The organism is Chryseobacterium sp. 22543 (genome assembly GCF_052044565.1).
Classification (GTDB): Bacteria; Bacteroidota; Bacteroidia; order Flavobacteriales; family Weeksellaceae; genus Chryseobacterium.
Map to the genome: position 1 here is coordinate 1 of NZ_JBQENH010000009.1, position 13,987 is coordinate 13,987.

Sequence of the window (13,987 nt, forward strand, 5' to 3'; positions counted from 1 at the left end):
AATCGCACAGCCCGGGCGTGAGGAGTATGAATGGATAGCAGGAAATAGCTCCTGATTAAGTTTGATAGTTGGAAGGGGTAAGAGTTTGAGAAAACCTTACTGTTCCTGTATAGGGGGAAAAGTTTGGAAAGGAGTGCTGCTCTTTTCTAAGAGTAAAGTTAAAAGAAGCGTTTGATTAATATCTTATATATATAGTATCCCAATAGACATCCTATGGTATCTGCTACGATATCCAATGTTTCCATAGATCTACCTAGTCCCATTTCTTCCTGCAGAATTTCGGTAAGGAATGCATAGATAAGAATGATCTGAAAAAAGTATGAGAATTTTATTTTGGGAAATGCAGCAATGAAAGAAAAACCTAAGGCTGCGAATATACTTAGATGTAAAATTTTGTCAATCCCACTGAACATAAACCAATATTCATGGTTCTCTTCTCCGGGTTTGAGAAGCATATAAGTAAGAAATGCCCAATAAATGGGCAATATCTTACTAAATATTTTTGAAATCTTATCCAATGATAGCTTTGTAATCATCTGCAGAAAGTAACTCAGACTGATCTGCCCCATCAGCAATTTCCAATTTGATAATCCATCCGTCTCCATAAGGATCTGTATTCAACAGTTCAGGCTGAGATTCCAATTCTGAATTGAACTCAATAACCTTTCCAGCGATAGGTAAGAATAGATCTGAAACAGTTTTTACCGCTTCTACACTTCCGAAAACATCTCCTCCATTAAGATCATCATCTACAGTATCTATGTCTACATATACGATGTCTCCAAGTTCTCCCTGAGCGAAGTCTGTAATACCGATTGTAGCAACGTTACCTTCAATCTTGATCCATTCGTGATCTTTGGTGTACTTTAATTCTGATGGTGTGTTCATTTTTTAATTTTTATTTTGTACAAATGTATTCAAAAATATAGTAGCTTCAAATATTGGATATAAAAAAAGTCCTTCAAAACTGAAGGACTTTTAAGTTTATATCATTTTTAGAATCCGCCTCCGGAATCTCCGAATGTAAATGTGGCAGAAATACCTGCTCTCACTGTAGACAGCGGGAAAGCTGTGGAGATCTTATACTTTGAGGTCATCTGTTCATAGAATACTCTCAGGTTCAGGTTTTCGGAAACGTTATAGTCTGCGGAAAGTTTGATGTTCATCAGTCTTTGTCCTCCTGTTACCTGAGCATCATTCAACAGAATATTCATAATAGAAGTCTTGCTGTCTCTTAATGAAATATCTCCTCTGATGTTAAGATCACTTCCTTTTCCTCTTGTTCCTCTTCCTCTGATATTGGCTGTTCCCAATCTGAAGTTTCTAACAATATATCCAAGTCTTACTACATATTCTGTATTGGCATCTTCAGTAAGCGTTTGGTTTACCAGTCCCAATACCATCATTCTTGTTTTGTTGTACTGTATCCCGAACTGCATATTGTTTCTCATGGTAACATCTATCCCGATAAGCGGTGAGAAAGATTCTACATATCCTACCTGTGCAAATGTATACGGATTGATCTTGTCACCATCGTTTTTGATTACATTTCCTGCATTATCTACTGTCTGGTAGTATCCATCCGGGTTACCATGATAATCTACATTGCTTTGGATACCTGTTGCTGTATATGTCGCTGTATAACCATGTAAAATATCAAACTTGGTGAACTGTCCACTGATTATAGGAATATTTTTTAATCCTGAATACGTAATTCTCCAGTTTGGTAACGGGAATCCTGCTTTTTTAGGATTGGTCATTGGTGTTGCAGATTTTCCTTCCATAGCTGCTCTAAAGGCTGGGATCAATACATAGGCATTTCCAATACTATAATGCTTCGCAAATCCATTGTTGTCCAATACCGCTCCCGGGCCGCCCAACTGTTGTGAAAGGGCTCTTGCATTTTCTCTGATAGCCTGATAAACTGCCTGTCCATCTTTAAATGATGTGCTAAGAAGTACTGCAGAGTTGGAATAGGTTATCATTTCGCTGGCAAATGTAAAGTCAGGATCTGAAACTCCATTATTAATATAGTTAAATCCTGTATGTGAGAAGTTACTGTTAAAAGTATGCAGCACATTAAGATCAACTCTTAAATCGTTCATCGGCATCATCTGCAAGTCTGCCCTCAATTCTTTGGTGGACATTCTTACATATGGATCTGTCATATAATTGGAACCACTCACCCATCCGTTTTCCATCACTGTTCTTCTGATATCCGCCTGTGATCCTAAAAGGAATCCTAGAGTTGGACCTCCCAGTGTCTGTCCAGATCCATACCAGTTTGGAGCTGATATTAATCCCGGAAGCACTGTTCCATTTGTTTCATTATAACTTACGTTCAACTGTTTGAAAGAAGTAAGGAAGAATGCTGCACTTTGAAGTGGAGTAAGCTTATTTTTAAATTTATATTTCTTATATCTATATCTGTTCTTTTCCCACTGTTTGGTATACACATTGTTCAGAGAGTCCATTTCTTGTCTGCGCTTCTGAAGTTTGGCATTTATATTTTTGAAATAATTAAACTGGCCAAAGAACTTCGGAAGATCTGCTGAAGCTGTTGCCTGAATAACATTGGTATTCTGACCAACAGATCCTAAACTTGCAGTCTGGTTCGTATTAGGATCTACAAATCCAGTTAATGAAGTAGATCTCGCCGCCCAGTTATAGGTAAATCCATATCCTACTTCTGCATCAATGAAATCAAGATAAGGCAGATACTGGAACGGCAGTTTATAGTTCAGCTGTGCTCTGTGGTTATACAATACAGGTCTTCCGGCTCTGAATACATTCCCGAAGATCGATTTGTTATCCATTGAATTTACATCTAGATTGTCATTAAGCGTTCTGGTTGCTGAATTGATTTCCAGTTTTAATGATTTCGTGAAATTGAATCCTAACCCATATTGCCATCCGAAGAAGAAGTTTCTGTTTCTGATCGCATCAAAATTACTATTCATATCCCCATTAAGAATTGCTTCTACATTTCTGAACTCAAGTTCGTTGTAGTTTCTGTCGATTTCAGTTCTGAAAGATATTCTCGTAGGAATCGGATTAAAATTGAATTCTTTCACCCATCTTAAATACTTCGTAGACTTTGCCGTATCACTGATCATTTTATTGAAAGGTTTGATTACCCACGGTTTAAATGTGTAGTTATAATCAACATATCCTCTCAGGTATTGTCTGTAATTTCTCTTGGTATAAATATCTCTGAAGTAGTCATCATTATAAACAGCCGTTACCGAAACGTTTTCGATGTCATAAAACTTAGGCTTTTTATTTGGATTTACTCTTTCTTTATGCATATTCACGACTCCTATACTTCTCTGCTGAGTATAGGTTCTCGCTACTTTTTTCAATTGATCCTTGTTTGGTGCCTTATTGAACTCTACATCGGTATCCAGAGGGTTATATTTTGGATCTTCAATAGTCTGTGAGTAAGAATAGTTTAAAGGAATTTTCACCCCTGTTTTTTCAGGAAGGAATTTATCTACATTGATAGCGGTATTAATACTGAATGCCGATTGAGTAGACTGAGTTCTTTCCGCAGGTTTTGAATCTATATTTCCGAAACCAACAGATGTATAGGATGCATTGGCATTAACTGTTGCCAAATCTCCCATATTAAAATTTAAGCTGGCGTTTCCTGCATATCCTCCGTCATTCTCAATTTCAGAAAGACGGATTTCGTTTACCCATAAAACTCTTGTTATTCCAGCTCCTCCTCTTGCATCAGCATTCCTTACTCCAATCATAATGGTAGTAATGTTTCCTAAGCTTGGTCTTCCTTTGATGTAAATATTCTTGAATGGTTCCTGATAGGTTGGATCCATTGTTCTATTTGTAATAGGAACTCCTGATTTGTCTCTTCTTATTTTAGCATCTACAAAATTCTGAACATCAAGATTGACTTCATTTTCCAACGGCCAGATTTCCATAGGAGCAGTTGCCGTAGTAGGAGTCATGTTTAAAGACGATTCATACTCGTAATAGTTATCAGTAGCATCACTTCCGAAACGGATAAAGAATTTGGTTTTCTCATCCATTCCTATTACTCTGTTCAGAGGATCATGAGCATGTACAAATAGCTTCAACTTTTTGTATCTTCTCATATCCAGTGTTGTATTTTTGAATACTCCCCTTGCTTCTGTTTTAAGATCAGTTACTTTCATGTAAAGTGAAGCTTCATTTTGTCTTTGAGCTCCGGCATTACCACTTAATACCTGTCTGTCAATTCCCGGAGGCAATACATATGGAGGCTGGTTCAGTGCATTTTCTTCAATATTTACACTACCTACTTCAAAATTTGGATCTGTCACAGTACCCACTCCTTCGTCTGAACCTGGGATATTTGTGCTGGCAATGTTACTAGTATACTTTCTCCAGTCTGATCTTACAAGATCCATTGTTCCGAATCTTAAAGTAGAGGTTTGGTCAAATCCAGCAAGCATTAATCTTGCAAATCTTACATTATTTAATACAGATGGATCTGCAGTTCCTTCAGCTTTATCATAATTAGCAACAGGAATTCTGAACAAGTACCATTTCACATCTGCAGACTGCCCGTTCTGGAAGCTTGCTTTTACTGTTTTTACATCTACAATATTGTTTCCTCCCAATGCTAAGCTTGGCTGATCCAGCTTGATCACATACTGATTATAGTTTTCAGTCTGGTCAAGGTTATAATCTTTATTAATATCTTCTGCATCCGGAGTTTGTGAAGCTACATTCAGAGAGTTTGCTTCTGAGTTTCCTTCCGGGTTTCTGAAATATTTGTATCTCTCCACAACTGAAGCGGCCTGGCTTCCGGTAAATTTATCAGAAAGATAGAATACGAAGTCATCCACTGCTGGGTCAGCAATATTGGTTACCGGGTTTACAAAAGTATTTCCGAATCTCATTGCTTCCTGATCAGAAGTAAGACCATCATATCCGGCATCCTGCACTCGTCTGTCATCTCCTTCCGTAGAGAATGCATATAAGATTGGTGGTTGTTTTGGCTGTGTTCCCCAGTTTGAATTCGTAGTAGAAGATGGTGTTCCAGGAGTTGGAAGCCCATTTTCATACTGCATTTTTCCATCCTTCAGAACATCTTCGGAAACGTTTCCTAAGTGAAGTAAAAGTTTTGGATCAGTACCCAATGTTTTACCATCTGCATAGGGATCCATCATCCAGAATTCCACGTATTCAATGTTTGAAGTAACAAAGTTCGGAACACTGATTGATCTCATAATCCCCGCCCATCTGCTTTGTGCCTGTTCTGTAACTGGGTTTACGTTATAAGGTCCTTTTTCTTTAGGGAAATAAGAGATATCAAATGTATTGGTGAAAGTTTGTTCTCCCGCTACGAAATCTCTGTTGTTATAAATCTCGGAATATTGTACTCTTCTGGAAGCGTGGTTGGATACAGACTGCGGTGTAATTCCTGAAGGTGCTTTCCCTCCAACACCCCAGAATCTAGGGTCAATATTATACCATGTTAATAATCCTCTTCCATATCCGCTTGTTAAGTCATCATTGCCAGGTATTGTGTTAAATGGCGGCAATTTATTTTTTTCGGGTTTTGAAGCTAAGCTCCATGCTGCCGGTTCTTTTAATGATATCTTGGAAGTTGTCTGTTCAAAATCGTCAATATAAGATTGGTTATTGGTTCCCTTATTTAATCCAGGAATCAAATATGCTGCTTCCATCTTAAAGTTTAAGTTAGATGGAGCTTCGGTTTTTACCATTGGAAGTTTATTGGTAAGTCTTGTCAGATAAGGAGCCTGATTATTGTACATCAAGTTGATCCCTGCCATGGTATTATTTACCGCTTCCTGTCCGAAGTTTACTTTTTGGGTAAGTGGAGACTCTGAATAATTGATCACGGTCCCTCCCAAGATAAAATTCTCACTGAATCTTCTTTCTAAATTTAATCCTAAGAATCTTTTTCTTTGGGTATTAAATGTTAATTGATTTTCTAACGAGATATTGATCGCCTGTCCGGACTGTTTTACATTTTCATTAATGATAGTAACGGTCCCAAGCATATAGTCTACGGTATAGTCTACTCCTTCTGTAAGCTGTACTCCGTTTGCGGCAACTTTTACTGATCCCTGAGGAACGTTTACTGCGCCTAACGAAATACCCTGTCCCTGAACTCCTTTATAACGACCTTCCAATGTATATCTCTGTGCAAGGTTACTGGAGAGCGCTTCTTGTTTTTGCTTGGTATAAAGATCCTGGAAAACGTATTGAGGATTAAAAGTTCCTCCTAAAACCTTTTGCATATAGTTACCAAAAGGCTGTACTTTCGTGAAGATTACTCTTCCGGTTTCCGGTCTGATGGTAATCCCGTTGACAAAATCAAAAATACCATCTCCTTTGCTTCCGTCTTTATTATTCTGAATGTCTCCATTCATATTAAGACGATCCCAGTTAAATAATTTCAGTAAGTTCTGATCTTTTACAGGAGTATCCGGAAGATAGTTTACCTTACCTCCCGTTTTTGGGTCTCTGTAATATGCATTAAGAATAAATCCATCTTGTGCTACCTGTCCTGCATCTATTGAATAGATATTCTTCATCATCAGGTCCCACATCGGAGACTGAGTATTCACTTTATTGTTTACTCTCAATACTTTAGTAACCAATACAGGACTTTCTTCAGAAAATTCCCCTACTTTGTATACTTTATTACTTCCGTTAACGGTAAAAGAGTATGAAACTGCTAAAAGCTGCTGATCATTAAGCTTTTGATTTAGTGATATATATCCTAGTTGCGGCTGAAAGGTAAACTCATTACTATTCAGCTTTCTTGCTTTTGTATTGTATATGAACTGTTCTCCATTATCATAGGGAATAGGATCTGCCCCAAGCACTTGTCCCTGAAAAAGAGTACCATAGTTTTTTCCTGCTTCTCTGCTTCCGGCTACTGTGGATACAGCATCATATAAACCATTCAGAGAGTTATCCGGTAAAGTAACTCCGCCAGGACCTTCTCCAAGGTCTCTGATCCCGATTATACTTTTCTGATAAGCCAGGTTACTGTTTCCCTGATCCAATACCCAAACTTCCAATCTGGTAATATTGATCGTTGAGTTGATCTGTGGATAATTAAGTAAGGCATCATCATACTTGTTCAGGAAATAATGTCCTAAAAAGTAGTGCTGGTTTTCCTCATAGTCAATAGCGTTGACTTTAAAGTTATTCATAACACCACCACCCTGTACTACAATATTACGGGCTTCACCCTGTTGTTGGGAAAGGACAACGGTTCCAAATGTTTTTCCTAACTGAAATTCTGTTTTCACCCCGAACAGTGATTGTGAACCACGAATCAAACTGGTTGAAAGCGGCATATTTACGTTACCAAATTCAACTCTTTTGATAATCTTATCTTCTCCTCCTTCGTTGGGTTTATCAACATTTCCAAGACCTTTGCTCTGAAGATCTTTCCAGCTTCCTTTTGCCTGCCAAACAAGGTTCATTCTGTTTTCAAAAGCAAAACCACTCTGGGTATCATAATTAGCCTTTAGCTGAAGGTTTTCTCCTACTTTACCCAATAATCCCAGCTGAATTCTCTGATCAATATCAAAGGTGAAACTTGTCCTGTTTTGTGGCAGGATCATCGGGTTATCTATTTTTTGGTAAAGTCCGGCAAAATCCAGAGATGCATACCCTGAAGGGATGATTTCAATTTTATTACCTCCGAAAATAGTTTCAAAAAGCCTGTTATTAATCAACAATGAAGGGATAAGCCCCTTCTTCCTTGCATCTGATCTGTCTCTTCTGAAAAGAAGGTTATATTTATCAGATTTTTCCTTGTAATAGGCCTTAGTCTGAGTTGCAAGCATATATTCTTTATACTCCTGCGGAGACATTGCTGTAGGAGGACCCGTTATGGTATTTCCAATTTTAGGATACACATAGTACATCCCGGTTTTTATATCGTAATAGGCTTCGTACCTCGTAGGGTCGGCCACTTCATATTGTTTTCGTATAATCGCCGTGTCTTTTTGTACCTGCGCAAAAGTGCTGACAGACATAAACAGGAACGACAGGAACAAAAATATGTTAAGATGCTTACTATTCGCCACCAAATGTTAAATGTTTTTTAAGATTTGTTTAACCAATTCTTCTACCGAGATACTTGGATTTTGTTTTATAATTCTATCCGCAATCTTCTCGCTTGCACGTTTAGGAATCCCTAAAACTTCTAATGCAGATAACGATTCTTCCTTAATTTTATTATCTACCATCACAGAAATGTTCGCGTTTGGATCACTGTATTTCTGTACTTTATCTTTAAGATCTACGATAATTCTTTCAGCAGTTTTTGCACCGATTCCTTTTGCTTTTTGAATCAGCGCGCTGTTTCCGGAAAGTATTGCAGAAGCGATCTCATCAAGGCTTAATGTTGACAGCAGAATCAATGCTGAAACAGCACCCACTCCATTAACGCTTATTAACAGATTGAACATTTCTTTTTCTGAACGTGTGTTAAATCCAAAGAGAAGATGAGCATCTTCGCGGATGATCTGCTGGATAAATAAGAAAGTCTGCTGATTCAAAACCAGCATCTGTGAGGTCATCAAACTGATTCCCACGTAGTAACCAACTCCTTGTACATTGATGACCGCGTAGGTAGGCGTAAGTTCTTGAACGTTACCTTGTAAAGAAAATATCATTATTAATTTTTAAAACTCCCAAATATAGCAATTTAAACTAATTAATGTTTTCATTTAACGTGCGAATGATTTTTAACTTAATTTTCAAATAAGAATTCAATGAATTAACATAAAAGCAAAAGACTCCAAAATATGGAGTCTTTTATTATCTCAACACGGTTTAAAGTGTCATTTTTTAATAAGAAAATCTAATTAGAGGTTAGTGATTACTAATTACGATTTAATTTTTAGATTGATTTCTTTTCTCTCCTTTGAGCATCAAGAACAGCAATCGTAGCAAGGTTTACAATTTCGTCTACGCTTGAACGCATTTGAAGAACGTGTACCGGCTGCTTTAATCCCATTAAGATAGGTCCTATAACCTGCGCTACTTTCATCCCTCTTATAATTTTGTAAGAAAGATTAGCACTTTCCAGGTTAGGGAAGATGAAGGTATTCGCTGGTGTTGTTCCTAATTTTGAGAATGGATAATCGCTCAGGTGATCTGCATTCATTGCAAAATCCGGCTGAATCTCACCATCTACAATCATTTTAGGGTATTTCTCATGAAGGATGCTCACTGCTTTAGCCACTTTCTTGGAAGTTTCAGAAATAGCAGCAAAGTTTTCAAACCCAAGCATCGCAATTCTTGGTTCAATCGCAAAAGATTTTACTGTAAACTCTGCCATTTTAGCAATATTCACAAGATCTTCTGAGGTAGGATTCTGATTGATGGAAGTATCTGCGAAGAAAATAGGTTTCTTTTCAGACAGGATCATCATCATTGCCGCTACTTTATCTACTCCTTTATCTTTTTCAATAACTTCTAAAACAGGACGTAAAACTGAAGTATAGTTTTTAGAGAATCCTACGATAAGACCATCGGTATCACCATGTTTCAGCATAAGAGGTCCGAAATAATCTCTCTGACGCACATATCTCTTCGCTTTGTACTCGTTCATTCCTTTTCTCTGACGAAGTTTCCAAAGGGTTTCTCTGTATTTTTTTCTGTTTTCTTTCTGATCGTCATCACTTGGATCAATGATTGGAACATCCAGCGTAATTCCGTAACGCTCCATCTGCTCCTTGATGTATTTTTTATCTCCCAGAAGACTTGGAAAAGCAATTCCTTCTTCATAAAGGATTTGAGCTGCCTTCAATACGTTATATTCTTCAGCATTTCCAAGGGTGATTCTTTTCGGATTGGATTTAGCACGGCTCTGCATCATTCTTACCAATCTCTCATCTCTTCCCATTCTGTCTAAAAGCTGGTGCTCATATTCTTCAAAATCCGTAATGGTTTTTCTGGCAACACCACTTTCGATCGCTGCTTTCGCTACGGCACTTGATACTTTTGTGATCAGTCTGTTATCGAACGGCTTTGGAATGAAGTAGTCTCTTCCGAACTGCAGGTTCTGAACATTGTATGCTAAAATTACAGCTTCCGGTACCGGTTCTTTTGCTAAATCAGCAATTGCGTGTACGGCAGCCAGTTTCATTTCTTCATTAATTCCTGTAGACTGTACATCCAATGCTCCACGGAAGATATAAGGGAATCCTAATACATTGTTTACCTGGTTAGGATAATCACTTCTTCCTGTTGCCAGGATTACATCTTTACGAGTTTCAATAGCAAGATCATAAGCAATTTCAGGATCAGGGTTAGCTAAAGCGAATACGATAGGATTTTCGTTCATGCTCAACAGCATTTCCGGAGTCATTACGTTTCCTTTTGATAATCCGACAAAAACATCAGAGCCTTTTACAGCATCTTCTAATGTTTCAATATCTGTCTGAGCGATGAAATCTAGTTTTTCAGGGGTAAGGTTTTCTCTTTTATGGTTGATAACCCCCTTACTGTCACACATCAGGACATTTTCTTTTTTCAATCCTAATGAGATATAAAGCTTGGTACATGCAATAGCTGCCGCACCTGCTCCATTGACTACCATTTTCACTTTATCAATATCTTTATTCGCAATCTGCAAAGAATTGATCAATGCTGCTGCAGAGATAATTGCAGTTCCGTGCTGGTCATCGTGCATCAAAGGAATATTCAATTCCTCTTTCAGTTTTTGTTCTATATAAAAAGCTTCAGGAGCTTTAATATCTTCCAGGTTAATCCCTCCGAAAGTAGGAGCGATACCTTTTACGATTTCAATAAATTTATCCGGATCTTTTTCATCAATCTCAATATCAAAAACGTTGATATCTGCAAAGATCTTGAACAAAAGTCCTTTCCCTTCCATTACCGGCTTTGAAGCTTCAGCACCGATATCTCCCAGTCCAAGTACGGCAGTACCGTTAGAAATTACTGCTACCAGGTTTCCTTTTCCTGTATAATCATACACAGTTTCAGGCTTATCATGAATTTCCATACAAGGAACAGCTACTCCCGGAGAATAAGCCAATGACAAATCTCTTTGAGAAGAGTGTGGCTTTGATGGAATAACTTCAATTTTTCCTTTGGGTTCTGCTTTATGATAATCCAGCGCGGCCTGGCTGAAGTTCTTTTCGTCACGATTGTTGTTACTTGACATAAAATTTTGTTTTTTGTTAAAGTATATATTTAATGTGGTAATCTACTAAGCTTTCTATTGGTTTCTGCACAACATGTCCCACATTTAAATTAAGTTCTGTAGCTACAGAACGTAGTATATTTTCATAATAATAAGCGATAGATCCGATAAAATTGATTTCAACGTCTTTAGCTTCTTCATAGGGTATTACCTGGTATTCAAAAAAGTTTTTCATTTCTTCAAAAACCATATCCCTGAAATAAGGATGATCTTTTCTTTCGATCACAAATTTGGTAAAGTCTGCCAAATAAGCATTTGGTCTTGTCGTATGATACATATTTTGCAATGCATCCTCTACGGTAAGCAGATAGTTGGCTTCAAATTCGGCACGAAGGTCTGAAGGCAGTTTTTTCATGAAATATCTGCGCAGCAATTGTTTTCCTATAGCACTGCCACTTCCTTCATCTCCAATAATAAATCCTAATGAAGGTAATTCTATCTTTACATTTTCACCGTCGAAATAACAAGAATTTGATCCTGTGCCAAGAATGCACACGATAGCAGGTTTTCCGCTGTATGCTGCATAGGCTGCAGCCATCAGATCTTCCTTCACAATAAATTCTGCTTTTACAAAAACCTTCTTCAGCTCTTCCTCTATGGTTTCGCAGTTTTTTTTGACACCACATCCGGAACCATAAAAAAAGACTTTGGTAATTGAATTTTTAACCGATACCAGATTGCTATTTTTCTGTATCTCAGGAGCGATAAGTTCTCTGTTGATAAAATTCGGATTGAAACCGATTGTTTCTGTTTTCAGAAAAACTTTCTTAAAGTCATCAAGTATTACCCAATCCGATTTAGTAGAACCACTATCTACAATAGCAACCATATTTTAGATTTTAATTTAAGGGTGCTAAATTATGAATTTATCTTCAATTAGCGTTTATAAACAACCTGGAAGCTGTCTAAAATCATTAATGTTTAATCTGTGTCTTTTTTTCGTTGAACTGCAATAGCCAATCTTCTATTTCATCTTCCAGATAGGAAGTCTGTAATACCATTGCATTGATAAAATCATCAGGCACTGGTTCTCCTTTGGAGTTTTCAAGATTCCACAATTCATCTGACATATTTTCATATTCTGAATACACTCTTTTGAAGCGGGAATTTTCTTTCTCAAGAGCTTCAATATTTTTCTGTTGAAGCTGGAATTTTCTGTATTTGTTTTGACTTTTCATACAAATATTATTAATAATTGGGTCATAAAATGTAGGGGTATATGCTCTTAATCGTGCACTACAAGATAGAAAAAACCATCAACACAAGAAGTTGAAAATGAATTTATTATCAGGTCATTATTACATCATTCTGAATATTAAAATTAGAAATAATTTTAATTAAAAAAAATATTTTAACAACTTTTTTCAGTGTTTAACATATAGTTATAAATTTGCATACTCATATTGTGAAGCTTTGACATTATTGGCATTCTAAAACGGTTATTAACAGCCGGGATACAGTAAAGCCTTTATATTCTGAGATATAAATCATTTCAGTCTTATACAATATGTATTTATATATTTAGTTTTTATATTCATTACATGAAAGAAATACTCTTACGCCAGAAACAGGTTCTGTTCTTCATCATTGCAGGAGGACTGAGTGCGATTGTAGAAATAGGCAGCTTTAAGATTTTCAGTACCTATCTTCCGCATTTCTTTGCAAAAGAAATCAACTTCCATGGTATACATTATCCTTTAAGCAACATTTTTTCTACGAGCTGCGGGATTATTACCAATTATTTCCTGAGTATCTGGTTTGTATTTGAAAGAGGAAAACACTCAAAGAAAAAAGAGTTTGTTTATTTTATGGTGGTTTCTTTCTTTTCAACGTTACTCAGCCTAGGTTTTTTCCAGGTCTTTTACAGTTTCATATTTAAAGATAATATCAATTTATTTTTTTATACCTTGAGCCCGGAAATGATCAGCAAAATTGCAGCAATATTGCTGGTTTCCATTCTGAATTATTCGATAAAAAAGAAAGTAATTTTTAACGGTTAGGCTGTGACAAAAATTTTAAATTATCTCTGGAGATTCTGGCTGTTGCTGTTAGCATTTTTCCTGACAGTTATTATTGGAATCCCTGTCTATATTTTATCCTTTAACAAAAAGCATTATAAATACGGCTATAAACTTGTCAGGATCTGGTGTTTCGGAATGTTTTACGGAATGGGTTTCCGGTATGATCTCATTAAACTTTCGGAACAGGAAAAAGACAAAAGTATTCCTTATGTTTTTATCTCCAATCATACATCCATCATGGATATTATGCTTACCTGCATTATGTTTCCAAACCATCCGATATGTTTTGTAGGGAAGAAAGAACTGGTAAAGATTCCTATTTTCGGAACCATTTATAGAAGGATATGTGTAATGGTAGACAGAACGAGCGCAAAAAGCCGTGCGGATGTATACCGAAGATGTGCTGAAAAGATGGAAGAAGGCAACAGTATTGCCATTTTTCCTGAAGGCGGCGTACCGGACGATACTTCTATAATCCTGGATGACTTTAAGGACGGAGCATTTATACTGTCCTCAAAACATAACTCTCCTATCGCTGTTTATACCTTTATCGGACTCAAGGAAATGTTCCCTTTTGAAAACTCAAAAGGCTATCCTGGAAGAGTAAAGGTGTATTTCAATGGTATCATTGAGCCTACCAATTCGCCAAAAGACTTAAAGGCAGAGGCTTACGAAGAAATAAAAAAAACTTTAATCAGGTATTCCGTTGAAAGGAAATAGTTATATTTGTTTGTGA

General features: G+C 36.9%; 9 protein-coding genes. 2 read left to right on the plus strand and 7 right to left on the minus strand.

Features of this window, described 5'->3' with window-relative positions:
• Positions 1-158 precede the first annotated feature (158 nt).
• The 7 genes from ACTJIP_RS21905 to ACTJIP_RS21935 all read right to left on the minus strand — a co-directional run bounded on the left by ACTJIP_RS21905 (position 159) and on the right by ACTJIP_RS21935 (position 12,408).
• Positions 159-485, minus strand: a complete 327-nt coding sequence (locus tag ACTJIP_RS21905) for a VanZ family protein (protein WP_317043595.1) — start codon at positions 483-485, stop codon at positions 159-161.
• Positions 486-510: 25 nt separating this feature from the next.
• The gene (gcvH, locus tag ACTJIP_RS21910) at positions 511-888 is read right to left on the minus strand and encodes a glycine cleavage system protein GcvH (RefSeq protein WP_047383072.1); all 378 of its coding nucleotides are present in this window, start codon (positions 886-888) and stop codon (positions 511-513) included.
• Between the two features lie 107 nt (positions 889-995).
• A complete protein-coding gene (gene sprA / locus ACTJIP_RS21915; protein WP_077413702.1) occupies positions 996-8,030 on the minus strand; it encodes a cell surface protein SprA in 7,035 nt (2,344 codons plus the stop codon).
• A 57-nt stretch (positions 8,031-8,087) separates the two neighbouring features.
• Complete coding sequence (ruvA, locus tag ACTJIP_RS21920) at positions 8,088-8,672, minus strand: Holliday junction branch migration protein RuvA (RefSeq protein ID WP_180565117.1); 585 nt, start codon at positions 8,670-8,672, stop codon at positions 8,088-8,090.
• Positions 8,673-8,899: 227 nt separating this feature from the next.
• The gene (locus ACTJIP_RS21925) at positions 8,900-11,191 is read right to left on the minus strand and encodes an NADP-dependent malic enzyme (protein ID WP_077413704.1); all 2,292 of its coding nucleotides are present in this window, start codon (positions 11,189-11,191) and stop codon (positions 8,900-8,902) included.
• Positions 11,192-11,207: 16 nt separating this feature from the next.
• The gene (locus ACTJIP_RS21930; RefSeq protein WP_426480837.1) at positions 11,208-12,059 is read right to left on the minus strand and encodes a BadF/BadG/BcrA/BcrD ATPase family protein; all 852 of its coding nucleotides are present in this window, start codon (positions 12,057-12,059) and stop codon (positions 11,208-11,210) included.
• Between the two features lie 85 nt (positions 12,060-12,144).
• Positions 12,145-12,408, minus strand: coding sequence for a hypothetical protein (locus ACTJIP_RS21935; RefSeq protein ID WP_047373857.1), 264 nt, complete (start codon positions 12,406-12,408; stop codon positions 12,145-12,147).
• Between the two features lie 363 nt (positions 12,409-12,771).
• On the opposite strand from ACTJIP_RS21935, the gene ACTJIP_RS21940 reads away from it, so the two are divergent.
• Together ACTJIP_RS21940 and ACTJIP_RS21945 are read left to right on the plus strand one after the other, a co-directional pair.
• Positions 12,772-13,230 carry a GtrA family protein gene (locus ACTJIP_RS21940; protein ID WP_077413706.1) on the plus strand — a complete coding sequence of 153 codons (459 nt, stop codon included), beginning with the start codon at positions 12,772-12,774 and terminating at the stop codon, positions 13,228-13,230.
• Positions 13,231-13,233: 3 nt separating this feature from the next.
• On the plus strand, positions 13,234-13,971 hold the full coding sequence (locus ACTJIP_RS21945) for a lysophospholipid acyltransferase family protein (protein ID WP_077413707.1): 738 nt from the start codon (positions 13,234-13,236) through the stop codon (positions 13,969-13,971).
• Positions 13,972-13,987: the final 16 nt, after the last annotated feature.

Coding starts and splice junctions, on each gene's coding strand:
- ruvA (WP_180565117.1), bottom strand. CDS start 8,672: ATGATATTTTCTTTACAAGGTAACGTTCAAGAACTTACGCCTACCTAC.
- gcvH (WP_047383072.1), bottom strand. CDS start 888: ATGAACACACCATCAGAATTAAAGTACACCAAAGATCACGAATGGATC.
- ACTJIP_RS21925 (WP_077413704.1), bottom strand. CDS start 11,191: ATGTCAAGTAACAACAATCGTGACGAAAAGAACTTCAGCCAGGCCGCG.
- sprA (WP_077413702.1), bottom strand. CDS start 8,030: ATGTCTGTCAGCACTTTTGCGCAGGTACAAAAAGACACGGCGATTATA.
- ACTJIP_RS21940 (WP_077413706.1), top strand. CDS start 12,772: ATGAAAGAAATACTCTTACGCCAGAAACAGGTTCTGTTCTTCATCATT.
- ACTJIP_RS21935 (WP_047373857.1), bottom strand. CDS start 12,408: ATGAAAAGTCAAAACAAATACAGAAAATTCCAGCTTCAACAGAAAAAT.
- ACTJIP_RS21930 (WP_426480837.1), bottom strand. CDS start 12,059: ATGGTTGCTATTGTAGATAGTGGTTCTACTAAATCGGATTGGGTAATA.